The following is a 24,930-nucleotide window of genomic DNA, read 5'->3' on the forward strand; positions in this document are numbered from 1 at the left end:
CCGGCCGCCGTGCGCCGGGAGGAGGAGGGGGCGTCCGGCCCTGATCCGCCGGACACCCCCTGGCCTCCCGGCGCGAGGTGCGTCACACCGACATGGGTTCCAGCTCCCGCCGGAACCGCTCCTCGGACCGGGCGATCCGGACCAGCGGATGGTCGTCGCCGAGCAGGCGCGACAGGTCGGGAACGATGTCCGCCCGCAGCTGTACCGCCTCCTCCTCGCGCCCCATGGCGTCCAGCGTGACCGCCATGTTCGAGGTCATGGCCAGGGTCTCCGGATGGTGCGCCCCGAGCGCCTCCCGCAACTGGCCGCACAGCCGCTGCTCGGTCTCCAGCACGATGTCCAGCTCACCCCGGTCCGCCGTCGCGCTGGCCAGGTTCATCACACAGAACAGGGTGTTGGGGTGCTCCCGGCCGAAGGCCTCGCGCATGCCCGCGACGACCAGTTTCAGCACCCGCTCCGCCGCTTCCGGCTCTCCGGCCCCGGTCAGATAGACGCCGAGGTTGTTCTGCGCGGCCAGGGTGTACGGGTGCTTCTCCCCCGGCACCTTCATGTACTGGTCGACGACCTCCTGCGCCGTGTCCCTCGCCTCGGCACTCTCCCCGGCCGCGAACAGGTCGGCGGCGAGGTTGAGGTCGCAGGCCAGTGAATCGGGGTTGGCGGTGGTGTACTTCGCCCGGTACCGGGCGCGGGTCGCCACCGTGAGACGGCGCGCGTCCTCCAGCCGGCCCGCCCTGCGCAACGACACCGCGAGGCTCTTGGCGGCGCTCAGCGTGGTCGGGAAGCTGCGGCCCATCGTCTCCTTGAAGCTGTTGTACGTCGTGCTGAGCAGTGCCGCCGAGTCCTCGTAACGCCCGACTTCCCGCAGGTCACGGGCGAGGTTCATGGCCGAGGAGAGGCTGTAGGGGTGTTCCGCTCCGAGCACCTGGGTGCGGAGGTCGTAGACGTCCTGGTCGATCTCCCGGGCGCGGGCATACTGGCCGACGCTGCGCAGGTTCAGCGCCAGGTTGTTGGCCGCGGCCAGGGTCCGGGGGTGGGAGTCGTGGAAGATCTGCCCGAACCCCTCGTGGGCCTCGGTCGCCATCTCGATCGCCCCCGCGTAGTCCCCCAGCAGGCCGAGGTCGATGGCCAGGCTGCTGGTGGTCATGTACGTGTGCGGGTGCTCGGGTCCCAGCACCTCGCGCTGGCGTTCCAGGGTGACCTGGTCCAGCTCCCTCGCCTCCACGTAACGCCCGCGTGTGCGAAGGATGTTGGAGAGGTGGAAGCGGAGGTAGAGGTACTGGAGATCGCGCTCGCCCAGCTTCTCGCGCCAGAGCTCGCGCAGATCCTCGCCCAGCGCCCACGCGGTCCTGACGTCGCCGCGCTTCCAGAGGTAGCGGACCCGGTCGATCAGGAGCCTGCGGGTCTCCGGCTCGGTGCAGTTGCGGGCGTCGGAGGGGCCGAGGTGCGGCCAGATCGTGGCGAAGGTCGGCCAGGTGGCCGGATTGTCTATCGGCTCGTCGTCGTCGGGCCGGGCCCCGGCGAGGATGCGGTGCACGACGTGCCGGGCCTCACGCTGCTCCTCCTCGCTGAGCTGTGCCTTGATCACGGCCTGGACGAGGCGGTGCACCTGGATGGAGTTGGAGACCTGGTCGACCTTGGCGAGGGCGAAGCGGCCGATCTCCCGGATGACCCGGCCGAGCACCAGCTTCTCCTGGAGCGAGGAGTCGTACGGCTTCAGCGCGTCGATCATCTCCTTGCTGTAGAGGAGGTTCGCGGAGATCGGCTCCGGGGCGAAGAAGGCACAGAGCTGAAGCAGCCGAACGGCGGCGGGCGAACGCTCCTTGAGCCGGGAGATGGAGATGTTCCAGGTCGCTGCGACCGGCTCCGGGTAGCCGGCCGGCTGGTTGAGCGCGAGGACCTGGGTCGCCTGCTGGGCGAGCTGTTCGAGATAGGTGCCGATGGGGGTGGCGGTCTCCGCGATCCAGGCGGCCGCCTGCTCCACGGCCAGCGGCAGGTCGCCCACCGCGGTCGCCACCTGGTCGGCGTCGTCGTCGCTGAGCCCCGGGGCCCGGCGCTGGAGGTGTTCGATGGACTCCTCGCGGAGGAAGACGTCCACGGGCAGCGCGTCACCGTGCTGGGACCAGCTCTGGTTGCGGGAGGTCACCAGGATGTGGCCGGACCCTCCCTGCGGGAAGTAGCGGCGCAGCTGCTCGGGGTCGTCCGCGTTGTCGAAGACCAGCAGCCAGCGGTCGGAGGGCACCCCGCGCCGCAGCAGGTCGACGGCCTCCTGGGAGGCGGCCGCCATGTCGTCGCCACCCTGGGCGCCGAGCCGGCCGGCGAGTTCGGCGAGCGAGGCGACGACGTCGTCGGGCTGCTCGGACGATATCCACCACACCAGGTCGTAGTCGGCCATGAAGCGGTGCACGTACTCCAGGGCCACCTGGGTCTTGCCGACGCCGCCGAGTCCGTACAGGGTCTGCGGCTGCGGCAGGACGACGGCCAAACCGCCGCCGAGCTGGTCGCGCATCCGCTCCAGGACGAGCGAGCGGCCAGTGAAGCCGGGGTTGCGGGGCGGCGCGTTCCAGATCCTCGGCACGGTGCCGGGGAAGCGGGGCCCGGGCGAGACCCCGTCGGTCACCTGCACCGGGCGGTCCAGGGCCCGCATCACGGCGGTGGTGGCGTGCACCTCGTCCAGCCGGTAGAGGTCGATCGGGTTCCGGTCGATGTACGGGGTGGTCAGCCGTACGTCCCCGACCCGCAGCGGGACCAGCCGGCGGCGACCGCTGCCCATGGACTCGGATGCGGTCCGTTCCCACAGCTCGACCGCGCGCTGGGACTTGAGATAGGCGCTGGAGAGCAGGACCACGGTGCGGGCGGCGTTCTCGGCGGTGGTGTCGGCCGGCTCCTCGGGCGGGCGTTCGGCGGAGACGTCGCGCGGGACGACGCGGAAACCGGCCCGGGTGAGGATCGATTCGAGCCAGTCGGCCCACATCCGGTTCTCCGCCACATAGCTGAGGTGGAGATCGGCGGGCAGGGCGGGCCTGCGCCGGGTGAAGGCGTCGCGGATCCGCAGCCGGACCTCCTCGCCGACCGGGGGCATCGAGGTGATCTCCCGGTCGGTGATGACCGCGGTGAGCCGTTCGAAGGCGGAGAGCAGCGAGTTGGTGAGCCCGGCCTCGTCCCCGAAGGTGGCCAGCGTCTCCTCGTAGGCGTAGTAGGGCCGGTACGGGATCTCCACCGCCCCCCAGTAGGCGGTGAGTTCATCGCCGGACAGATCGCGCGGCAGCCGGTCGAACTTGAGCCGGGCCAGCGCCCGTCCGGCGTCCGCCTTCTCCTTCTCGCCCTCGTCGATCCGCATCGGTACGGGGTAGAGGGCGATCGGGCGGCCGGTGTTGCGCTCGGCGATCTGGCGGGCGACGGAGGCCGCGCCGTCGATGGACTGGTCGCTGAGGGTGAAGCAGTCGACGAGCACGTCCGGGAGGTGGACGGTGCAGATGTCGGCGATGTCGCTGAGGCCGGTCCGGCTGTCGATGAGGACGTAGTCGTAGTTGGCCTTCATGTCGTCGCGCAGGGCGTCGAAGAAGTGGCCGCCGCCGAACCGGTCGTAGAAGTTGTCCCAGTCGAAGGTGGAGACCGTGGCGCTGTACTCGCGGTTCTGCCGTCCGGCGGAGACGAAGTCGAGCGTGCCGCCCTGCGGGAACTCCCAGCCGAGCGACTCAGGGGTCAGCGACACGGCGTGCGGCTGGATACGGGCGTAGTCGCGGTGCCAGTCCTCGGCGCGCTGGGCGGGGCTGGTCGCGGCCCAGGCGTACTCGGTGATCAGGTCGATCACACCGGTGGTGGCGCCGAGGGTGGACGGGTCGAGGAAGGGGTGGAAGAACCGGTGGAGTCCGGGGGCTTCCAGGTCCCAGTCGACGGCCAGCACCCGCTTGCCGTTGGCCGCGAGGATCCAGGCCGTGTTGGCGAGCGCCATGGTGCGCCCGGTACCGCCCTTGTACGAGTAGAAGGTGACGATGCGCCCGTCACGACCGGCACTCATAGGTCCTCCGCTTCCGTCGCAGGGTCGTGCGGGTCGGGTATGTAGCTCGTGTTGCCCATAGGGCCGGTGAGCCGGGTCCGCTCGCCGGATCCGCCGCCGGATCCGGGCGGGTAGGCCTTCGCGTGCTTCAGATACTGCTGGGCGGCCACCTCGACCACCTGGGGCAGGAGCTGGCCGAACGCCTCCATCGTCGGCACTCCTTTGGCGGCGGCACGGCACAGGGCCCGGCCCTGGCCCATCTTGACCGGCATGACCGCTTCGAGCTTCTCGGTGAGCTCCGTCTCCGCCGCTCTGCTCTGGTGGTCCTCGCGGCTCCACGGGACGACCATGGTCACCCAGGGCCGGTTCTCCGCGTCGAAGGCGGCGAGCCTGCGGCAGTGGTCCTCGTCCCGCAGGGCCCAGCGGTCGACGAGCAGGATCTCGGGGGTGCTGGGCGGGGCCTTGCCGTCGTGCCGGTCCTCGTCGAACGAGGTGATGACGGCCTGGTAGTTGAGCGAGCGGACCAGTTCCTCGGCCACGTAGGCCAGCGGCCGGGCGGAGGCGGGGTAGTACGGGTTCCAGTCCTGGGGATGGTCGCCGTAGTGGTCGCTGTTGCGTCCCTCGGGCAGATCGTGGCGGGTGGGCGCCGCGATGGTGATCTGCATCGGCCGGGGGGCGCCGACTCCGCTGCTGGGGGAGCCGAAGGCGCTGGGGGCGAGCCGGTAGTCGACGGGCCGGCCGGTGTCGATGCGGACCGAGTCGGCGACGCTGACGATGCGTTTGGCCAGTTCGTAGACGGCCCGTTCGTACTCCTCGGCGAAGAGTCTGAGCTTGATCAGACCGTAGAGGCCGTCACTGACGTACCGTTCGCCGAAGTCGCGGTGGTTGAACTGCAACCGCTCAGCGGAGCCGGGCAGTTGGCTCGGGGGAACCGGCACCCAGAGCGCGGGGACGATGGCCTCGGCCGGCTGGTTGGAGCGGGCCCGGTGGTGGATGGCCCGCTGTTCGAAGGCGTACCACTCCTTGCCGCACATCTCGCTGGCGAAGTAGCGCGGCGAGAACAGCGGAACGAAGACCCGGCAGGTGGCGAGGACGTCGCCGAGCCGTTCCGACCAGCCCTCGCCGGAGCGTATCTCCCGGTCCATGAAGCCCGCGGGGGCGCCGGCGGGTAAGTCGGTCATGGCCATCACATGGCCGCAGAGATCCTGGAAAAGCCGTTCGACCCACATATCGGGGTCCGTGCCGGCGCCGTACCCGGGCGTGTGGGCGTAACTCAGAAAGAAATACGGCCGATGGCCCACCGCTCGCTGTTGCGTCGATGCGTGCACCCGCCCCCCGTCCTGTATGAGCACTCGCATCCCGGAAGGAGGAAGGGAGTGCAAGCGAACTCATCATTCCGGAGCGGGCCGCATTCCAGCCCCTCCCGTTCGGTCATTCGAACGTCACTTTCCGGTCAGAGGCCAGGACGTTCACCGAAGGACCGGACGGCGAGAGGCTCCTTCCGTGATTCTTACCGGCCGCACTCCGCGTTCCGCTGATCTCCTTGCGGACAGCGGCGATCAGCTGTTTTCCGTCGACCGTCACCTCCGCCGCTTTTTCGATCATGTCGAGTGCTTCCGGAACACCCGTGAGGAAGCGCGGTTCGTAAAGCCCGAGCCCCGCCCGTTCGAATGTCTCGGCCAGCAGTTGGGAGAACGTCACGTGTTCGCTCCCCCAAGGCGTTCGATGGTCCCAGGTACCGTCCAGGGCGTAAAGATCCGTCACTTCACCGAGCGCGCGCAGTTTCGCCCGGCGAAATCCGCTGAGCAGGCCGAGTGCCAGCTCGTCCGCGCCGGTCAGCGGCCCGGCGCCGAGTGCGCCGGGTCCGTGGTGCCCCGGCGCGGCCGCCCCGGTGGACAGCGGGGTGAGCGTGGTGAGCGTACGGGCGGCCTCGGCGGCCTGGTCCGGTACGGCGTCGGCCAGCAGCGACCAGGCCTCGGCGATGCGGTGTGCCCAGGCCTCGGCGTCCTCCGCTTCCAGACGGTCGGCCGCGGGGGCGTCGAAGCAGTCGCGGAGGGGGTCGAGGTCGTCCAGGAGGAGGGCGGGGGCCGGTGCCTGCCGCAGGACGCGCACGGGCAGCCAGTGCGGGGCTTCGGGCTCGTCGGGTGCGACGCGCCGTTCGGTGCCGGGTGTGGCGTCCGTCCCCCGGACGAGGAATCCGCCGTCCGCGGGGTGCACGACGGCCGTCCCCCGCTCCCCCGGACCGCCGAGGACCACGGTGCCGAGGGTGGGCAGGTGGAGTCTTCCGTCGCGGTACGCCACGGGGACGGGGAGGTCGAGCCGGGCGCGGACGGCGGCGGCGGCCACGGTCGCGGCGAGCCGTTCGGCGGCGGGTTTTGTGAGTCCTCGGCCGGCGTCGACGTCCGCCAGGGCGTCGACCAGCCAGGTACGGGTGTAGGGGTGCGCGAGGACCGCGTCGAGCGCGTCGGCGCCGGCGGTGTCCGCCTCGACCGCCGCGGCGAGCCGCCAGGCGTCGTCCCAGAGCGCTCCGCCCCGCCCGCCGAGGGTGTCGTGGACCAGGGCGAGCAGGGTCCGGGTCAGGTCCTGGTGGGCGGCGAGCAGGGCGTCCGGCGACCGGACGGCGGGTGACTCGGTGGCGGCGGCCGTCCGTTCCTCGATGCCCCGGATGAGGGCGGCCAGGTCGTCGCTGTACACGGACGGGTTGTCGAAGCCCCCGCCGGAGTCGTCGGAGCGGTACCGGTGGGTGTAGAGCCCGCCGCCGCACGAACGTACGACCGGGCAGCTGCGGCAGGTCTCGCTGACGCCGGCCAGACCGAGCTGGCGCGCCCGGACGCCGGGGTGGGCGGCGACCTCGTCGAAGGTGTTGCGGAAGACGTCGAACCCGGTGGCGGCGGCGCCCTCGTAGGCGCTCTTGAGCGAGTCGACCTGTTCCAGCTTCCCGTCGGTCTCGATGACGACGAGGTCGGTGGGGGCGAGACCCAGGGACTCGGTGAGGCTGGGGCCGCCGCTCAGGCTGGAGAGCACCGAGGCGAACATCCGGACGGGCATGGGGCGGCCCTGTTCCGTCCAGCGGTCGAAGACCGTCAGGAGCCATGCGGCGTACGCGGTGGGCGAGCCGTCCGGGCGCGGCGGCGGGTCGTCCCAGGTGGCGTGGGGCAGCAGGAAGTCGACGAGCGGGGGTTCGAGCGCGGCGAGGGCGTCGTGCACGGCCACCGGGTCGTTGTGGATGTCGACCGTGCAGAGCAGGCCGAGGTCCAGGTGGCGGTAGCGCTCCTCGCGGAGCAGGTCGACCGCGCGCAGCACCATCGGGTGGCTGCTGCGTCCGTCGGCGTACCGGCGGTGGCGGTCGTTGGCGGCGCGGTCGCCGTCGAGCGAGATCCCGACGCGGACGTGGAACTCGTCGAAGAGGTCGAGGTAACGGGGGCTGAGCTGGACGCCGTTGGTGTGGATCCTGAGGTCCAGCTCAGCGATGCCGTTCAGGGCCGAGCCGAGCTCCTCGCAGACCCGGCGCAGTCGCGCGGGCCCTGCCAGGAGCGGTTCCCCGCCGTGCAGGATCACTGTGACGGAGGGAAGCGCATGGGTGGTCGCATGCTCGGCCAGACGCCGGGCCGTCCAGGAAATTGCCTCGTCGGAGATGGCTTTCGGTCGGGTCAGCCAGCTCTGATCTGCGTGTTCGTAGACGTAGCAGTGGTCGCAGGCGAGATCGCACCTGCTGTGCACTTTGAGAACGAATTCACGGAAGGGGACCAGGGGTCCTGTCATTCCGCCATTCTAGCCAGTTCTGACGCCTGCTCAGAGAGCGGAATTGAACGTGGAGATCCGGGTGGACCGGGCCGTGGTCGCACCGCATACGCGGTTGATCTTGGTGACGGCGTCGGCGCTGCGGACGTCGGTCGCCGCGAGGGTTGCGCGGGTCTTCGCAGGGGCGAAGTCGGGGGTGGTTCCGTAGGTCTTCACGGCCGTCCTAGGGGGATCCTGAGGGGGTCTGTTTCCGGACATTGAAACGCTGCCGGATTCCGTGTCATCACACGTCCCGGCACGCGCACTTTACTACCGGTAGGGCCCCTCCACATGCCGGCGGAACAGCCTTCACTCCAGTGTTTCGAAAGTCGAAACATCCCCTCCGTTCGGCCTCTTGGGTGGGCGGGCCACGAGCGGCGGAGGCTTCGGGCGGGAGAGCCGGCTTGTCCGCCGCCGGCTTTCGCAGGTGGGAGGCTTGCGGGCGGTTTCGGAGCCGATCCGGAGAGGGGGCGCTCGCGCGAACCGTGACGCGTCCGCCACGGCCTCGCGGAGCCGCCGGGACGCCCTGGCGACGTCGGTAATTCACTCGTTCACCGGTTCCGCGCCGGGGAGGTCGCCTTCCGCGCGGCGGTCATGAGGTCCGTGCGCCGGCCCCGGCCCGATCACGGAGCGGCCCGGCCTGCTCGTCACCCCCTTCGCGGAGGTGGCCGAACCCCGTCGTGGCAGCCGTCCGGGGGGCCGGGACGCTCTTGCCCGGCCCTTCCCTCCCCCCTACTCTCGTGGCCCCGGGCGGGTGAGGCGTGACGGCCGGCCGGGTCATACGACAACTGCAGACGGAGGCGACCGTGACGGCGCTGCCCGAGCCGCTGAGATCCATGGTCTTCAGGAACGACGACCTGCCTGAGCTGTTCCATCACACGGACGCGATCGCCGTGGCCCGCCAGCGCGAGGCCGTGAACACCACCCGGGTGCAGCTGGCGCTGCTCGTGGCCGGCACGGTGCCCGCGGCGCTGCCCTGGGACGCCGACGACGGGCCCGCGGCCCGGGCGCTGTACGGCGCGGCGGTGCTGGCCTATCTGGGCGTGCTCTTCACTACCTTCCTCGCCTCCCAGCGCAAAGCAAAGTCGCATTGGCAACTCAACCGCTCCGCAGCGGAGTTCATCAAATCGAACTGCTGGCGCTACGCGGTGCACGGCGCCCCGTTCGACAGTGCGTCCGAGCATCCGGAGGCGCTGTTCGCCAATCGTCTGGAGGACGGTCTCCAGGAGCTGCGGAAGGTGGGCTGGGCCGACCCGCGCGAGGAGCTGCCGGATTCCGGCGGACTGATCACGGAGTCCATGCGCGCCTTGCGGAACAAGGCGTACACGGTCCGCAAGGAGACATACGTACGGGACCGGCTCATCGAACAGCGCCGTTGGTACCGCCGGCGTCAGCAGGCCTCCCGGCGCGGGGCGCTCATGTGGTCGGGTGCCATTGTCGCGCTGACGCTCCCGGCGCTGGCGCTGAGTGTGCTCCAGACCTTCGGCGTGGGCCGGTCGTTCGGTCTGACGGGGGCGCTGTCCGCGGCGGCGGCGGCCTGTCTCGCCTGGAACGAGATGCGCCGGCACCATCCGCTGATCTCGGCGCACTCGCTGGTGGAGGAGGACCTGGAGTCGATGCAGGCCGCCATGGAGACCACCCTCACCGAACGGCACTGGCCGGCGGCGGTGTTCGAGACCGAGCGGATCGTGTCGCCCGAGCACACCGACTGGCTGGTCAGACACCGCGTGTGACCCGCTCCCCCGCCCCGGCCGGGGTCAGCCGCGCAGCACCCCGTCGCGCCAGATGACGGTGACGGGGCGGCCGAGCGTGCGGGCGTACGTCACGATGTCGCCCGTTCCGCCGAGGCCCCGGGCGGGGAGGCCGTCCCAGACCGCGAGCAGCCGGTCGCAGTGGTCGGCGATGTAGGCGCCCGCCGCGTAGTACGCCTCGTCGGTGGAGTGCGGGAAGTCGAGCCGGACCTCCCGTGCCGCGCGCGCCTTGAGTGTGCGGTAGCGGGCGAGGTCGGCGGCGTTGTCGAAGCAGGCCTCGTAGTCGCCGCTGGGGATCACGGCGGTCAGTTCGGCGCCGCAGGTGAGGGCGAGGTCGGCGAAGAGCTGGTCGGCGCCGACCGCCAGGCTGGAGAGGGCCTGGCTGGGGCGGTCGCGTCCGCAGAGGGCGGCCCGCATTCCGGCGAGGACATGGGCCTCCGCCTCGGCGGGGATGGAGCGGTGACCGGTCACTCCGATGCGATACACGGACCTGCTACCCCCTGATGCCAGCGGAGCGCACCCCGGGAGCGCCCCCGCCCCCTGCCGCCCCGTCACGACGATCCGTCGTGGCGACATCCTCTCAAGAGCCCCCCGGCGAGCGGGAGCCCCCGTCCGGAATTCCGGACGGGGGCACGTATGTACGGACAGCTCCGTACCTGATCGGCGGGGCCGGTCAGTACACGCTGACGCCGTACGCGTTCAGGGCTTCCACGACCGGCTGGAAGAAGGTCGTGCCACCGGAGGAGCAGTTGCCGCTGCCGCCGGAGGTGAGACCGATCGCCCGGGTGCCGGAGTAGAGCGGGCCGCCGGAGTCGCCGGGCTCGGCGCACACGTTGGTGCGGATCATGCCGTAGACGACGTCGCCGCCCCCGTAGTTGACGGTGGCGTTGAGTCCGGTGACCGAGCCGCTGTGGGTGCCGGTGGTGGAGCCGCGGCGGGTGACGGCCATGCCGACGGTGGCGTTGGCGGCGCTGGTGATGTCCTGGCCGCCGACCGTGCCGTCCTTCGGGATCGTGGTGTTGGTGTAGCGCACGATGCCGTAGTCGTTGTTCGGGAAGCTGGACCCGGAGGTCGTCCCGAGCACGGTGGTGCGGGCGGAGTTGGCGTACCAGGTCGTCGCACCGTCGGTGCAGTGACCGGCGGTGAGGAAGTAATAGGTGCTGCCGCTGCGGACGTTGAAGCCCAGCGAGCAGCGGCCGGTGCTGGAGTAGATCGCGTCGCCGCCGGAGATCAGCTTGGTGAACTTGCCGGGGGTGCGTTCGATGCGCAGCGCGTCGGCGTGGGCGCCCGCCGACTTCTTGATGGTGTTGATCTCCGCCTGTGTGACCGTGCTGTCCACGGTGACGACGAGGCGTTTGGTCTGCGGGTCGATGTTCCAGGCGGTGCCCGCGATGTCGGCGCCGAGCACGGCGTCGCTCGCCGCGGTCAGCTGGTTGGCGCTGAACGTCCGGGGGGTTTCGGCGTTCGCGGTGGGGATGGCCATCGCCGCGACGGCGGCGAGCCCCGCGAGGACGGCCGTGGTACGGACGCGTCTCGCCGCGTTGGAGCGGTTGTTGGTTCGCTTGATCCTCACGTCGGGTTCCTCCGAGGGGAATCGGGGGCCCTCCTGTGGGGTGGCGGGCCCGTGAGGCGCAGTCGGGGGCCTGTCCGGATTCCGGAGTTGCCGTGCCCCTGACAATCGCTGACCGGAGTATCGAGGCGCCCGGACGGGAGGCGCAAGAATGCCTTTCGGCCACGCGGGTCCCACACGTCTCCGGCCCCGGGAGCCGTGGGGCTGCCGGGGCCGGAGAGGTCTCGCGCGGGGTCAGGCGTCGATGCGGTTCCGCTCCCCCGCCTCGACCGCCACGGTGAGCGTGTTGCCCGGGGGCGGGAAGGGGCAGATGAAGTGATCGGCGAACGCGCACGGCGGCAGCAGCGCGCGGTTGAAGTCGACGCTCACGCTGCCGTCGGCGGCGGGCGCGCCCGGTCGCAGGAAACGGAAGCGGTAGCTGCTGTTCCCGCTGGTCGCGTCGGCGAAGACGGCCCACAGCGAGCCGTCGGGCTCGACCGCGACCTGGAGCGTGTGCTCCTGTCCTTCCACCGTGAAGGCGAGCTCCCCGCCGAGCCCGAGACCGCGCTCGACCCCGTCCGCGTTGGCCACCCGTACGGTCCGGTCGGCGTACGGGCGGAAGGCCCCGGACAGCGTCCAGCGGGGGTCGTACGGGGTGGCCTCAATGGTCGAGAAGGCGTGCCGGGCCGGTGATCCCGGGTCGAAGTCCCGTACCGCCCACAGCCCTTCGCGACGGAGAACCACCAGTCGCCGCTCCCCCTGCGCGACCCGGGAGTCGTCGATGGGGCCGCGGTCCGCGCCGAGCCGGACCTCGCCGGTCAGGGGCTTGCCGTCGACGACGATGCCGTCCTCGGGGGCGGCCGTGAGGACCACCTCGTCGCCGTCCTCGCGCCAGCGACCGGGGACGGCCGGAATTCGCCCTTCCGGGTAGTCGGAGAGCCAGTGGGTTCCGGTCAGGGACAGCGGGCCGTACGGGGCGGCGACGGCGACGACGCGCCCCTCGTGCCACCGCTGCCAGTCCCGCGCGGCGTCCGGCCCACCGCCGCCCTGTTCCTGCTGCTGTGCGTCCGTGCTCATACGGTCAACCTTTCCATACCGGCTCCGGGAGGCCGAGGTGCGACCGCAGCGTGGAGCCGGTGTATTCGGAGCGGAACGCCCCGCTCTCCTGGAGGAGCGGGACGACCCGGTCGACGACGTCGTCCAGGCCGCCGGGGGTGAGGTGGGGGACGAGGATGAAGCCGTCGGCGGCCCGCTGGTCGACGAAGGCCGTCAGCTCCGCCGCGACGGTGCCGGGCGAGCCGATGAACGACTGCCGGGTGGTCGTCTCGATGACGGTCCCGCGCAGGGAGAGCCCCTTGGCCTCGGCGAGCGCGCGCCAGCGGGCGACGACCGCGGAGGGGTCACCGTGCAGGACCCGGCCCCGAGTGATCCCGGAGTCGGTGACCGGGTCGATGTCGGGGAGCGGCCCGTCGGGGTCGTACGCGGAGAGGTCGGTGCCCCAGATCTGCTCGGCGGCGAGGATCGCGTTCTGCGGGGAGACCTGCTGACGGCGGATCTCGGCGGCCTTCTCCTGGGCTTCGGCATCGTTGTCGCCGACGACCACGGTGACCCCGGGCATGATCTTGAGGCTGTCGGCCTCCCTGCCGTACGCCGCGAGCCGGCCCTTGACGTCGGCGTAGAAGTCCCGGCCCGCCTCCAGGGTGCCGTGCCGGGTGAAGATGATGTCGGCGGCGGACGCGGCGAACTCCCGGCCCTCGGAGGAGTCCCCGGCCTGGATGACGACCGGGTGGCCCTGCGGCGAGCGCGGGACGGTGAACTCCCCGGAGATCGTGAACTGCGGCCCCTCGTGGGCGAACGGCCGCGAGACGCCCTCGGGCGTCCAGGAGTCCCACAGTTCCCGGGCGGTGGCGACGAACTCGGCGGCCCGGGTGTACCGGTCGGCCCGGTCCAGATAGCCGCCCCGGCGGAAGTTCTCCCCGGTGAAGGCGTCGGACGAGGTCACCACGTTCCAGGCGGCGCGGCCCCCGCTGAGGTGGTCGAGGGTGGCGATCCGGCGGGCCAGCTCGTAGGGCTCGTTGAAGGTGGCGTTCACGGTGGCGGCGAGGCCGAGCCGTTCGGTGACGGCGGCCAGCGCGTTCAGCACGGTCAGCGACTCGGGCCGGCCGACCACGTCGAGGTCGTGGATGCGGCCGTTGTGCTCGCGCAGCCGCAGCCCCTCGGCGAGGAAGAAGAAGTCGAACTTCCCGCGCTCCGCCGTCCTCGCCAGCTGCTCGAAGGAGGAGAAGTCGATCTGGCTGCGGGAGCGTGGATCGGCCCACACCGTGGTGTTGTTGACGCCCGGGAAGTGGGCGGCGAGATGCATCGGACGGGGCACGGTCAGGCCTCCTTCGCAGCGGTCCTGGCGGCGGCGTAGCGGCTGGCGGGGCGCACGAGCCCCAGGTGTTCGCGCAGGGTGCCGCCGGGGTGGAAGGTACGGAAGAGGCTGCGGTGCTGGAGGAGGGCCACGGTGCCGTTGACGATCCTTTCGAGGTCGCGTTCGGGGGTGATGGGCGTGAGGTGGAAGCCGTCGGCCGCGCCGGAGCGGTGCCACTGGGCGATGAGGTCGGCGAGGTCGACCGGGCCGCCCCGGAAGTAGGTGCCGCGCCCGGCGAGCTGCGGTCCGCTCTCCAGACCGGGTTCCGGCGCGGTCTCCACGTCCCCGAGGTCGACGGTGAGCGCGACCAGGACCCGCAGGGACCCGGGGTCGCGCCCGTGGGCGGCGGCCTTGCGGAGCAGATCGTCGCGGACGGCGGCGGCCTGTTCGGGGGTGGTGGCCCGGATGTGGACGACATCGGCGTGCCGGGCGGCCGCCTCGCGGGCCGGGACGGTGGTGGCGTCGATGACGGTGACCGGGCTGCCCTGCGGCGGTCGCGGCACGATCGCGGGGCCCTTCACCGTGAAGGTGGAACCCTCGAAGTCGACGTAGTGCAGCTTGTCCCGGTCGATGAAGCGGCCGGTGGCCGCGTCCCGGATCTCGGCGTCGTCCTCCCAGCTGTCCCAGAGCCGCCCGGAGACGTCGGCGACCTCACCGGCCTCCTGCCAGAGCGCGGCGGGCGGCGCGGCGGGGCGTCGGCCGAAGAGCCGGGCCTCCGCCTCGGTGGTGGAGACGTCGGCCTGCCAGCCCGCGCGGCCCCGGCTCACCCAGTCCAGGGTGGCGACGGCCGAGGAGACGTGGAAGGGCTCGGTGTGGGTGGTGGTGACGGTCGGGACGAGGCCGATGCGGTCGGTGGCGGGGGCGACCCGGGCGAGGACGGCGAGCGCGTCGAGCCCGGGGCGGGCGAAGGAGTCGCCGAGGGTGACGTAGTCGAGCGCGCCGTCCTCGGCGAGCCCCGCAAGCCGGAGGTAGTGCCCGGCGTCGTAGTGCGGCGGGCCGCCGATCTCGGCGGCCAGATGGAGGGATGTACGGGCGGACATGTCGGGGACCTCTCGGGTCTGCGGTCGGTCGGGGGCCTCACGGGTGCCGTCGTGGCCGGGCCGGACGGAGCCCGGCCACGACGACAGGCCCTTGAGGCCCGGGCGTCAGCTCTTGGTCTTGGGCAGGCCGGGCGGGTTGATCTCCGACTTCTCGACGGCCTCGCCGCTGAGCCCCCAGCGCCCCAGGACCTTGCCGTAGGAGCCGTCCTGCACGATGTGGTCGATCGCGGCGGCGTACGCGTTCACCAGACCGCTGTCCTTCCTGGTGGTGGCGGCGATCTTGCCCTGGAGGTCGCCGCCCGCGCCGGAGAGCTGGCCGATGATCTCGGACTGGCCGGCCGTGGCGACGTGGTAGGCGGCGGTGGGGCTCGGGCCGAGGTGGGCGTCGATACGGCCGGACTGGAGGGCCAGGTAGTAGTCGGTGTCCTTCTGGAAGTACTTGATGTCCACCGGCTTGCGCCCGGCCTTGACGTTCTCCTCGCTCCACTCGACGAGGATCTTCTCCTGGTTGGTGCCGGAGGAGACCGAGATCGTCTTCCCGGCGACGTCGGCGGGCTCCTTCACCGTCCAGCCGGAGCCCTTCTTGGCCTCGAAGGCGATGTTGTCGAGCCGGTAGGTGGCGAAGTCGTACTTCTCCTTGCGCTCCTCGGTCACGGTGACGTTGGACAGGACGGCGTCGAACTTGGAGCTGTCCAGGCCGACGAAGAGGTTCTCCCAGGAGACCTCCTCGAACTGCGGCTTCAGACCGAGGGTGTCGGCGACGAGGGTGGCGATGTCGATCTCGGAGCCGATCCGGGTCTTGTCGTCGGTGGCGTAGAAGCCGAGCGGCGGCGAGGCGTCGGCGCTGGCCCCGATCCGGAGCGTGCCGCGCTTGCGGATCGCCTCGGGGACGAGATCGGCGGCGGCCGCCACCTTCTTGCCTCTGATCCGGTCCTGGTCGGGTCCGATGTTGACCCCGCCGTCCTTGTGGCCCTTCGGGGCCGCCAGGTCGGCCGCGGGGTCGGAGGTGCCGCAGGCGGTGAGCAGACCGGTGGCGGTGAGGGTGGCGAGAGCGAGGGTGATGCTGCGGCGGACGGACACGTACGTGCTCCTTGCGTGGGAAGTGAGGGAGATGGCGGGCTGGGCGGTCAGAGGACCTTGGAGAGGAACGCGCGGGTGCGCTCCTGGGTGGGGTGGTCGAGTACGTCGGCGGGCGGGCCCTGTTCGACGATGCGGCCCTCGTCCATGAACACGACGGTGTCGGCGACCTCGCGGGCGAAGCCGATCTCGTGGGTGACGACGATCATCGTGGTGCCGCCGTGGGCCAGGTCCTTCATGACGTCGAGGACCTCGCCGACGAGTTCGGGGTCGAGCGCGGAGGTCGGCTCGTCGAAGAGCAGCAGCCGGGGTTCCAGGGCCAGGGCACGGGCGATGGCGACGCGCTGCTGCTGGCCGCCGGAGAGCTGTGCGGGGTAGGCCGTCGCCTTGTCGGAGAGGCCGACCCGTTCCAGCAGCTTCTCCGCCGCCGCCACGGCCGCCTTGCGGGGGCGGCCCAGCGCCGAGACCGGGGCCTCGGTGATGTTCTCCAGGACGGTGAGGTGCGGGAAGAGATTGAAGTTCTGGAAGACGAAGCCGATCTTGGTGCGCTGGCGCAGCACCTCGCGTTCGCGCAGCTCGTAGAGCTTGTTGCCGTCCCTGCGGTAGCCGACCAGGGTGCCGTCCACGCTGATCCAGCCCTGGTCGACCTTCTCCAGGTGGTTGATGGTGCGCAGGAGCGTGGACTTGCCGGAGCCGGAGGGGCCGAGGACGACGGTGACCTCGCCGGGGCGGACCGACAGGTCGATCCCGCGCAGCACCTCCAGGGAGCCGAACTTCTTGTGCACGGAGCGGATTTCGACCATGGCATCGCTGGGTGCGCTCATCGCACGGCCCCCTTGGCGTAGTGACGTTCGACGTAGTGCTGGAGGACGGAGAGCGCGGTGGTGAGGAGGATGTACCAGACGGTGGCGACCATCAGCAGCGGCACCACCCGGCCGTTGCGGCCGTAGACCACCTGCACCTGGTAGAAGAGTTCACCGATCGCCATGACGGAGACGATCGAGGTGCCCTTGAACAGCGAGATGATCTCGTTGGCGGCGTTGGGCAGGATCGAGCGCATGGCCTGTGGGAGGACGATCCGCCGCAGCTGCCGGAACTTGGGGATGCCGAGCGCGGCAGCCGCCTCCGACTGGCCGCCACCGACGGCCAGGACGCCGCCTCGTACGATCTCCGCCGCGTAGGCCGCCTGGTGCAGGGCGAGGCCGAGCACGGCGGCGCTCATCGCCCCGACCAGGTTCATCGTGTCGAAGGAGAAGAACCCCGGGCCGAACGGGATGCCGAAGGTCAACTCCTTGTAGAGGTAGGCGAGGTTGAACCAGAACAGCAGCTGCACGATGAGCGGGATCGAGCGGAACGCCCAGATGTAGCCGTACGCGACGGTCCTCAGGAACCCGCTCGCCGACAGCCGCATGAAGGCCAGGACGATCCCGAGGGCGAAGCCGATCGCCGTTCCGTAGAAGGTCAGTTGGAGGGTGATCCAGACGGCCTTGAGGATGGTCGGCGCGGTGAAGAACTGCGCGAAGACGTCCCATTCCCAGCCGGGGTTGGTGATCAGCCCGTGGAGGAACTGGGCCAGCAGGACGGCCGTCGCGGCGATGGCGACCCACCGCCACGGATGGCGTACGGGCACGACGGTCAGCTCGTCGGGGCCCGCCCCGCTTCCGGCCTCCTTCGCGGCGGGCGGATCTGCGGGCGGCTCGACGGGCGGATCGATGGGTGGGTCGCTGGTCAGTGACATGAGAGGAGTCCTTGGGCGCGGAAGCGGCGGTACGGGAGAGAGGTGCTGAGGGTCCGGCTGTACGGAAGGGAGCCGGGCGGCGCTCAGGAGGCGAGGTGGCCGCGACAGGAGAGGTCGCGCAGGAAGGTGAGCGCGGCGCGGGCGGCGGCGTCGTTCTGCCGGAACGCGGGCCCGCCGGTACGGGGCCGGGTGAAGGCCCCGCTGGAGCGGGCGGTGGTGAACGGGCCGAGCGCGAAGCGGCGCGGGTGCGGGCGGCCCTCGTCGTCCAGGACCCGGCTGTCGGCCGGGTCCACGGCGAGCAGCCCGTCGTCGGCGATGGCGGCACCGCCGTCGCGCAGGGCGCGGAGCAGGGGGCTCGCGGTGTGCCGGAGCGAGGGGTCGGGCAGCCGGGCCTCGACCAGCGCGCGGGCCTCGGTGCGGGCACCGGGGACGGTGGCGCTGCGGGCCCGGAAGAGGCCCTGCTCCTCGTCGGTCTCCACGGTGAGGCCGGCGCCGAGGAAGCGGACCACGCCGGCCCGGGAGAGGGCCAGGAGTTGCTGGAGGCGGGGGCCCGGCGGGCCGGAGGCCAGATAGCTGAAGAAGCCGTGCCACCAGGAGCCGATGTCGCCGAGCCGGACGATCTGCGCGTAGGCGGAGAGCAGCCCGAGGAAGACGGCGAGGTCCTCGCTGTGTTCCGGGTCGTGACGGCGGGCCAGGTCGGCGGTGATGTAGTTGCGCAGGGCTTCCTGGAGGGCTTCGGGCGAGTCGTGGCGGACGCCGTCCAGGGGCCGGTCCAGCGCGTCGAGGTCGAGCCGGTCGGCGGGATCGGGCACGGCCTCGGCGATCAGTCCGGCCAGTTCGGGGCTGCCCGGATCGGCGGCGGTGTACTTCTCGGCGAAGACCTCGTGGGCCAGGGCGGTGCGTTCGGGGTGGGCGGTGAACAGCCGGTGGTAGTGGGCGTGGCCCAGCTCCTTCGCGACCGCCGGCCAGATGTCGCGCCGGAAGTCGAGCGGCCCGGTCCGCTTCAGCAGCTCCTCGGTCCACGCGGGCCCCAAGTGCTGTGGCAGGGACGGCCGTTCACCGGACCAGGGGTAGCCGATCTTCGCGTGGTACGGGACGCCGCGCCGCGATCCGACGTACAGCACGGGCTCGCGGCCGGACGGCAGGTACTCCCCCCTCTCGTACCGTCCGCCGCGTCCTTCGGTGAGCAGGACCATCAGGTCGACGAAGGCGAGGCCGAAGCCCCGGACGATGACCGGTTCCCCGGCACGGAGGGCGTCGAGGTCGCTGTCGGCGGTGAAGTCGGGCGGCAGGTGGACCAGGGCGTGCCGCCGGGCGAAGTCGGCCAGTCCCTTCTGCTCGGGGTCCTGTTCGGCGTCGAGGTGGCCCACGGTGAGGACGACGAGGTCGGCGAGCAGGGGTTCGGGGCGGCCCTGGAGCCGGACGCGCTGGAGGCCGCCGCGCGGTCCGGTGACGGCGAGGGCGGTGGTGCGGTGCTCGTGCACGGTGATGCCGGGCGGCAGGGCGGCCAGCGCGCGCTCGTAGGTCCAGCGCAGATAGGCGCTCTGGAGGCGCCGGGTGGGGAAGTCCGCTCCGGCGAGGCCGTGGATCTCGGCCAGCACTGCGGGGTCCGCGTCCGGGGTGATGCGCCCGGTGCGGACGTCCTCGGCCCAGGCGTCCAGGGCCGGTCCCGCCACCACGGGTCCGGCCAGCTCCACCGTCTCGTCGGTGAACATGGTGACGTCCTCGGCCATGGAGTTCATCCACAGCAGCGGCGACTGGTCGGGCCGCCAGATCCGGCCGCCGCCCGCCGGGTGGGGGTCGACGACGTGGAGGTCCAGGGGCCGGTCCCCGTACAGCTCGACGGCGTTGGCGGCGATGCGCTCGATCACGCCGGTGCCGCGGGGGCCGCCGCCGATCACCACGATGCTGGGCGCGGCGGTCATCGCGCACCCGCCGTGCCACGGGCGTAGTACCGCTCGACGTAACGCTGGCCGATGCTCAGCAGCGTGGTGACGGCGGCGTACCAGATGGTGGCGACGAGGAGCAGCGGGATGACCTGGTAGGTGCGGTGGTAGACGAGCTGGACGGAGTACAGCAGGTCCTGCACGGCGATGATGCTGACGATGGAGGTGCCCTTGAGGGTGCCGATCAGCATGTTCCCGGCGGGCGGCACGATGGAGCGCATGGCCTGCGGCAGCACGATGCGCCGGAACCGCCGCCAGGGGCCGAGGCCGAGGGACTGGGCGGCCTCGATCTGTCCGCGTTCGACGGAGAGGATGCCGCCGCGCACCACCTCGGCGGCGTACGCGGCCTCGTGCAGGGTGAGCCCGATGACGGCGATGGTGACGGGGCCCAGGAGGCTGACCGTGGAGACACCGAGGATCTGCGGGTACAGGGCGCCGATGTTGAACCAGAACAGCAGCTGGACCAGGATCGGGGTGGAGCGGAAGAGCCAGACGTACCCCCAACTGACCGCCTGGAGAACCGGGTTGCCGGAGAGTCGTAGGACGGCGAGCAGCGCGCCCAGCGCGAATCCGAGCACCATGACCACCGCGGTGAGCCAGAGGGTGAGCCAGAGCCCGCGCAGGACGGGCACGGTGGCGAAGTAGGCGAGCACGACGTCCCACTGGAAGGCGTCGTTGCGGATGACGGAGTCCATCGCGAGCGCGAGCAGCACAAGTACGGCAACAGCCGCTGCCCAGCGGCCTGTTCGGCGGACGGGGACGATGCGCGGCACCGCATCGGCGTCCTTGGCGAGCGACGGTGAGGCGGGGGGAGGCGAGGAGGAGGGCAGCGAGACGGTCTGCGGGGGCATGCGGGAGCTCCGTGGATGCTCAGATCGAACACGGGGCGTGCCTTCACACCGGAAAACCACACGTGGACCGGGCCCCTCAGCGCCGGTCCTGTTCCGAGATAAGCGGCGTGCGCGGGGAGTTGTCAAGCCTGTCCACACTGTGAGCTGTAGATCTCACCTCGGTTGACGCGCACTCGGATGCCTGTTCCACTTGGCCCATGCATCCGCAGCAGTGGCTGGTCACCCGCTCCCACATCGACTTCGGTCGCGTGTGGTCCTCTTCCTGTTGAGCTGACCCTCTGCTGTCCGGTTTCATCCCGCTCACGCCGCTTTTCCGGCGTTCGAGCCCCGTTCCCCGCGTGACTTCACCCTCGCCTTCGCCACACCGCTCCACCCTCCCCTCGCCTTGCTGAACGCTCTTGCGCACCGCTGAAGACTTTCGCCGTCCCCCCGTGCCGTCCAGGCTCCGTGCCGCCGCGGCCCGGGGGCGGTCGGCATCCCCCGACGAACCCGGAGAAGCACCCCCATGTCCCGATCCCGGCATACCGCCCTGTTCGCCCTGGTCACCGTGGCCGCGCTGACGCTCACCGCCTGCGCCGAGCCGACAGACCCGGCGGGCGGCGGATCCGACCGGGCCGCCGCCAAGGGGAAGACCCCGACGACCGACGTCGTCTCGAAGGTCCATAAGGACGAGGCCGCCGCGAAGCTGCTGCCCGCCGGGGTGCGGGAGGCGGGCACGCTGCGGATCGCCTCGTCCGTCGGCACGCCGCCCGGCGCCTTCTACGAGAAGGACGGCTCCACGGCGGCAGGCGCCGACATCGACTTCGCGGACGCGGCGGCCCGAGTGCTGGGGCTGAAGCTGAAGCGCGAGGTGGCGTCCTTCGAGGCGATCCTGCCGGCGCTCGGCAGCGGCAAGTACGACCTGGGCACGGGGAACTTCGGCGTCACCGACGAACGCCGCAGGACCATCGACTTCGTGACCTACATCAACGACGGCCAGGGCTTCGCGGTCCGCGAGGACAGCGACCTGAAGAAGGTCACCGACCTCACCCAGCTGTGCGGCCTGACCGTGGGCACCGGGGCGGGCACCACCTTCGAGGTGACGCTCCAGGAGAATCTGCCCCGGTGCGCGGAGGCGGGAAAGAAGCCGTACAAGGTCAAGACCTACGCCGACCAGGCGGCGGTCTGGATCTCGCTCCAGCAGAACCGCTCCGATGTCGTCATGTCGACCATCAACGGGCTGCGCTACGCGGTGACCCAGCAGGAGGGGCTGCGCTTCCTCAACGAGTTCAAGCGGCTCGACGTGGGCTTCGCCTTCAAGAAGGGCAGCCCGCTGACCCCCGCCTTCCAGGCCGCCGTCAACCGGCTCAAGGAGGACGGGACCTACGACCGCATCCTGAAGAAGTGGGGCACCACCGAGTCCGCGATCGAGACCTCCGAGATCTCCCCGCCCGAGCTGAAGTGACCCGGCGTCAGCGAGGCGAGGAGGCACGCATGCCTCAGCAGTCGCAGCCGCAGGACTCTCCGCAACAGCAGCAGCCCTCACCGCAGTCGCCGCAGCAGTTGCACGCCTCGCAGCAGTCGCCACAGCTCTGGCACGGCGACTGCCGCTGCTCCCTGCTCCAGGGGTCCTCGAAGCTCCCGCAGCACATCTGGCAGGTGCAGGCGAGCCCGACCCACACCAGGCAGCCGGCGATCAGCCCGCGCCGGTCGCGGGGCGGCTGCGGCGGGGGCGGCGGGGAGCCGGGGCCGCCGGGGGCGTACGGGCCGCCGGGCGGCGCACCGTACGGATTGCCGGGCGGGGGCCCGAAGGAGCCGTCCGGGGTCAGCAGCCCCTGACCCTCCTGGTGCGAGCAGGAGGAGGTGCCGAACGCCCGGTCGACCGAGCGCCGCAGCTCGTGGGCGAGCAGGACGTGGACGAGCTTGCCGTCGGTGAACTCCACCTCGCGCAGCGCGAGCCGTACGCCGTGCAGCGCGTCGTCGCAGAGCCGGCGCGCCTCGGCGAGCGGGGTGCCGGTGGCCGTCAGCGGGTTCCAGGCGCCCGACGCCGCGTCCGCCTCCCGGTCCTCGACCGCGTCCAGCAGATGGGCGAGCCGTCCGAAGAGCCGGCCGGCCTCCGCGAGGGGCGCGGCGTTCTGCGGCTTCCCGGCGAGGTGGGCGGTGTGGGCGAAGGCGGCGGCGGTGGCGGTCTCGGTGGGTTCGGTGACCGTCAGCAGCGGCGTGCCGATCCCGGCGAGCGTCTCGATCCCGGTCTGCCGGTCGACCGCGTCGATCAGGAGGGCGGTGTCGAAGCCGAGGGCCGCCCCGGTCCGGGCGCCCGCCCGGTCCCACCCGGCGGCCACGCGGCGCGCGGCGGCGGCGACCGGGCGGCGGGCCAACAGCCCGTCGCGGTCGGCGACGTGGTCGCGGACCTTGGCCGAGGCGAGGACGAGCGAGACGGCCGCGGCGAGCCGGGCCCCCTCGCCCTGGGCGACCGGCGCGGTGCGCATGGCGCGCAGCGGGCAGGGGCCGGCGGTGCGCCGTCCGCCGGGGGCGAGGCCCGTCTGAGCCTCCGTCAGGACGGAGACGATGAGGCCGTCATAGTTCGTGACGATACGGGCGAACTGTCCGTGATCCGCCCTCAGGGCCAGGCAGAGACCGCAGAGATGGGCCATCCACTCGACTCTGAGACCTTCGGAGAGGCGGTGGGTGCAGGGCCTGACGATTCCGAACACGACGATCCCCCGGGAGCCGTTCAGCCGGTACGCGACGCTCGCGCACCGGGGCGTCGTGCATCGTATCCAGCCATCCCTTCACCCGTCCGTCGGCAGCATCACCCGTACGGCTCGACGCATCATATTTTCTTTTCGCAACCCCCCTTATGCAGGACGAACCCTGACGAATCGCCACATCCTCTGCACCAGTAGCGTCACGAATCGCCTGCGAGCCGACTATCTACTTGGCGCGCTATCCGCATCATGGACGACCATAGGGATACGAAAGAGATGCGGAACACCACAGAACCGCGGTGAGAGGAGGCGTCCATGGGATCGGTGCGCAAGGCGAGTGCCTGGCTGGGCCTCGTGGAGGACAACGAGCGGTACTACGACGACGAGTACAACGAGGGCACGGAGACCGGTACGGGCCACCAGGCGGCCTGGGTCACCGACCCGCGGGTGCAGGTGGCCGCCGAGGCCGCCGAGGAGCGGGACCGCCGGATCGCGACGGTGACCCCGGACAGCTTCCGGGACGCCCGGGCCATCGGCGAGCTCTTCCGGGACGGCGTCCCGGTGATCGTCAACCTCACGGCCATGGACCCCGCCGACGCCAAGCGCGTGGTGGACTTCGCCGCCGGGCTGATCTTCGGTCTGCGCGGTTCGATCGACCGGGTGGCCACCCGGGTCTTCCTGCTCTCCCCCGCCGACACCCAGGTGGTGGCGGGCGAAGCCGCCGGCCGGAAGACCGACGGCTTCTTCAACCAGAGCTGAGCGGGGCGCTCGCCGGAAAGTTCCGGTCAACGCATCCGGCCGACGCGTGCGTCACGGCGCACCTCCGTCACCGGAAGGCGTCGAGACCGGTGAGCGCCTTGCCCAGGACCAGCTGGTGCATCTCCACGGTTCCCTCGTAGGTGAGCACCGACTCCAGGTTCGTCGCGTGCCGCATCACCGGGTACTCCAGCGAGATTCCGTTGGCCCCGAGGATCGTGCGCGAGGTCCGGCAGATCTCGATCGCCTCCCGCACGTTGTTCAGCTTGCCGAAACTGACCTGCTCCGGCCGGAGCCCGCCCGCGTCCATCCGGCGGCCCAGGTGGTGGGCGAGCAGGATGCCCTTGTGCAGCTCCAGGGCCATGTCCGCCAGCTTGGCCTGGGTGAGCTGGAAGCCGCCGATCGGGCGGCCGAACTGCTCCCGGCTCCTCGCGTAGTCGAGGGCCGACTCGAAGCTGGCCCGCGCCGCGCCCATGGACCCCCAGACGATGCCGTAGCGCGCGTGGCTCAGACAGCTGAGCGGGCCGCGCAGCCCCTTCGCGTCCGGCAGCACCGCGTCGGCCGGCAGCCGCACCTCGTCCATGACCAGCTCGCTGGTGACCGAGGCGCGCAGCGACCACTTGTGGTGGATCTCCGGCGCGGAGAAGCCGGGGGCGTCGGTCGGCACGACGAACCCGCGGATGCCCCGGCCGTCATCACCCTCGTCGGTCTGCGCCCAGACGACGGCGACCCCGGCGACCGAGCCGTTGGTGATCCACATCTTGCGGCCGGTGAGGACCCAGTCCTCCCCGTGGCGCTTGGCGTACGTCCGCATCCCCGCCGGGTCCGAGCCGTGGTCGGGCTCGGTCAGGCCGAAGCAGCCGATGATCTCGCCGGAGGCCATGCCGGGCAGCCACCGCTGCTTCTGCTCCTCGGAGCCGAAGCGGTGGATCGCGTACATGGCGAGCGACCCCTGTACGGAGACGAGCGAGCGGATCCCGGAGTCGGCGGCCTCCAGCTCCAGGCAGGCCAGCCCGTACTGGACGGCGCTCGCCCCGGCGCAGCCGTAGCCGTCCAGCGACATGCCGAGCGCGCCCAGGGCGCCGAGCTCGCGGGCCAGCTCCCGGATGCCGGGCAGCTCGCCCTTCTCGTACCACTCGGCGATGTGCGGCAGGACGCGGTCGGTGGCCCAGGTGCGGACGGTGTCGCGGATCGCGAGGTCGTCCGGGCCGAGCAGGTCGTCGATGCCGAGGGGATCGGCGGCGTCGAACGGCGGGAGCTTCGACGGCTTCGCGGACTCGGTGCTGGACATGAGGGTGCCTCCGGCGGCTCGCACGGTGCTCGGAGGGACCGGGAGACGCCCGCC

At 71.4% G+C, this 24,930-nt stretch carries 19 protein-coding genes; 3 read left to right on the forward strand and 16 right to left on the reverse strand.

The window, feature by feature from the left end; genetic code table 11:
* Window positions 1-82 precede the first annotated feature (82 nt).
* The 4 genes from fxsT to fxsA all read right to left on the reverse strand — a co-directional run bounded on the left by fxsT (window position 83) and on the right by fxsA (window position 7,954).
* Entirely contained in the window at window positions 83-4,018 is a 3,936-nt protein-coding gene (gene fxsT, locus WQO_RS06460; protein WP_010057001.1) for an FxSxx-COOH system tetratricopeptide repeat protein, read from the reverse strand.
* The gene (gene fsxC, locus WQO_RS06465; RefSeq protein ID WP_158514062.1) at window positions 4,015-5,355 is read right to left on the reverse strand and encodes an FxsC protein; all 1,341 of its coding nucleotides are present in this window, start codon (window positions 5,353-5,355) and stop codon (window positions 4,015-4,017) included. Before fsxC ends, fxsT begins: the two co-directional genes overlap by 4 nt.
* 73 nt (window positions 5,356-5,428) lie before the next feature.
* Window positions 5,429-7,759, reverse strand: a complete 2,331-nt coding sequence (fxsBH, locus tag WQO_RS06470) for a radical SAM/SPASM protein FxsBH, inactivated beta-hydroxylase extension form (protein WP_010056999.1) — start codon at window positions 7,757-7,759, stop codon at window positions 5,429-5,431.
* A 30-nt stretch (window positions 7,760-7,789) separates the two neighbouring features.
* Window positions 7,790-7,954, reverse strand: coding sequence for an FxSxx-COOH cyclophane-containing RiPP peptide (fxsA, locus tag WQO_RS34420; protein ID WP_010056998.1), 165 nt, complete (start codon window positions 7,952-7,954; stop codon window positions 7,790-7,792).
* Window positions 7,955-8,613: 659 nt separating this feature from the next.
* Here fxsA and WQO_RS06475 point away from each other — a divergent pair.
* On the forward strand, window positions 8,614-9,510 hold the full coding sequence (locus WQO_RS06475) for a DUF4231 domain-containing protein (protein ID WP_032747716.1): 897 nt from the start codon (window positions 8,614-8,616) through the stop codon (window positions 9,508-9,510).
* Window positions 9,511-9,534: 24 nt separating this feature from the next.
* Here the strand turns inward: WQO_RS06475 and WQO_RS06480 are convergent, their stop codons facing one another.
* The 10 genes from WQO_RS06480 to WQO_RS06525 form a co-directional block, all read right to left on the reverse strand.
* Complete coding sequence (locus WQO_RS06480; protein WP_029181960.1) at window positions 9,535-10,014, reverse strand: hypothetical protein; 480 nt, start codon at window positions 10,012-10,014, stop codon at window positions 9,535-9,537.
* Window positions 10,015-10,201: 187 nt separating this feature from the next.
* The gene (locus WQO_RS06485; protein ID WP_010056994.1) at window positions 10,202-11,101 is read right to left on the reverse strand and encodes a S1 family peptidase; all 900 of its coding nucleotides are present in this window, start codon (window positions 11,099-11,101) and stop codon (window positions 10,202-10,204) included.
* 231 nt (window positions 11,102-11,332) lie between these two features.
* Complete coding sequence (locus WQO_RS06490) at window positions 11,333-12,154, reverse strand: DUF1684 domain-containing protein (RefSeq protein WP_010056992.1); 822 nt, start codon at window positions 12,152-12,154, stop codon at window positions 11,333-11,335.
* A gap of 4 nt (window positions 12,155-12,158) precedes the next feature.
* Entirely contained in the window at window positions 12,159-13,439 is a 1,281-nt protein-coding gene (locus WQO_RS06495) for an NtaA/DmoA family FMN-dependent monooxygenase (RefSeq protein WP_010056990.1), read from the reverse strand.
* Between the two features lie 14 nt (window positions 13,440-13,453).
* Entirely contained in the window at window positions 13,454-14,530 is a 1,077-nt protein-coding gene (locus WQO_RS06500) for an LLM class flavin-dependent oxidoreductase (protein ID WP_058953890.1), read from the reverse strand.
* A 105-nt stretch (window positions 14,531-14,635) separates the two neighbouring features.
* The gene (locus tag WQO_RS06505) at window positions 14,636-15,610 is read right to left on the reverse strand and encodes an ABC transporter substrate-binding protein (protein ID WP_010056986.1); all 975 of its coding nucleotides are present in this window, start codon (window positions 15,608-15,610) and stop codon (window positions 14,636-14,638) included.
* Between the two features lie 47 nt (window positions 15,611-15,657).
* Window positions 15,658-16,410, reverse strand: a complete 753-nt coding sequence (locus WQO_RS06510; protein WP_010056984.1) for an amino acid ABC transporter ATP-binding protein — start codon at window positions 16,408-16,410, stop codon at window positions 15,658-15,660.
* A gap of 17 nt (window positions 16,411-16,427) precedes the next feature.
* Window positions 16,428-17,345, reverse strand: coding sequence for an amino acid ABC transporter permease (locus tag WQO_RS06515; protein ID WP_010056983.1), 918 nt, complete (start codon window positions 17,343-17,345; stop codon window positions 16,428-16,430).
* A gap of 83 nt (window positions 17,346-17,428) precedes the next feature.
* On the reverse strand, window positions 17,429-19,270 hold the full coding sequence (locus WQO_RS06520; RefSeq protein ID WP_010056982.1) for an FAD/NAD(P)-binding protein: 1,842 nt from the start codon (window positions 19,268-19,270) through the stop codon (window positions 17,429-17,431).
* On the reverse strand, window positions 19,267-20,142 hold the full coding sequence (locus WQO_RS06525) for an amino acid ABC transporter permease (protein ID WP_029181958.1): 876 nt from the start codon (window positions 20,140-20,142) through the stop codon (window positions 19,267-19,269). Before WQO_RS06525 ends, WQO_RS06520 begins: the two co-directional genes overlap by 4 nt.
* 505 nt (window positions 20,143-20,647) lie before the next feature.
* Between WQO_RS06525 and WQO_RS06530 the strand changes: the two genes are divergently transcribed.
* Window positions 20,648-21,586 carry an ABC transporter substrate-binding protein gene (locus WQO_RS06530; RefSeq protein ID WP_010056980.1) on the forward strand — a complete coding sequence of 313 codons (939 nt, stop codon included), beginning with the start codon at window positions 20,648-20,650 and terminating at the stop codon, window positions 21,584-21,586.
* 34 nt (window positions 21,587-21,620) lie between these two features.
* On the opposite strand, the gene WQO_RS06535 is transcribed toward WQO_RS06530, so the two are convergent.
* Window positions 21,621-22,835 (reverse strand): DUF5685 family protein, encoded by a 1,215-nt coding sequence (locus WQO_RS06535; protein WP_029181957.1) that lies wholly within the window; start codon window positions 22,833-22,835, stop codon window positions 21,621-21,623.
* 309 nt (window positions 22,836-23,144) lie between these two features.
* Between WQO_RS06535 and WQO_RS06540 the strand changes: the two genes are divergently transcribed.
* Window positions 23,145-23,588: a cell division protein SepF gene (locus tag WQO_RS06540; RefSeq protein WP_010056978.1), complete on the forward strand. Its 444-nt coding sequence runs from the start codon at window positions 23,145-23,147 to the stop codon at window positions 23,586-23,588.
* A gap of 67 nt (window positions 23,589-23,655) precedes the next feature.
* Here WQO_RS06540 and WQO_RS06545 read toward each other — a convergent pair whose 3' ends face one another.
* Window positions 23,656-24,876 carry an acyl-CoA dehydrogenase family protein gene (locus WQO_RS06545; protein WP_010056976.1) on the reverse strand — a complete coding sequence of 407 codons (1,221 nt, stop codon included), beginning with the start codon at window positions 24,874-24,876 and terminating at the stop codon, window positions 23,656-23,658.
* Between the last annotated feature and the right edge of the window lie 54 nt (window positions 24,877-24,930).

This window comes from Streptomyces globisporus C-1027, assembly GCF_000261345.2.
In the GTDB taxonomy this organism is placed as follows: Bacteria; Actinomycetota; Actinomycetes; order Streptomycetales; family Streptomycetaceae; genus Streptomyces; species Streptomyces pakalii.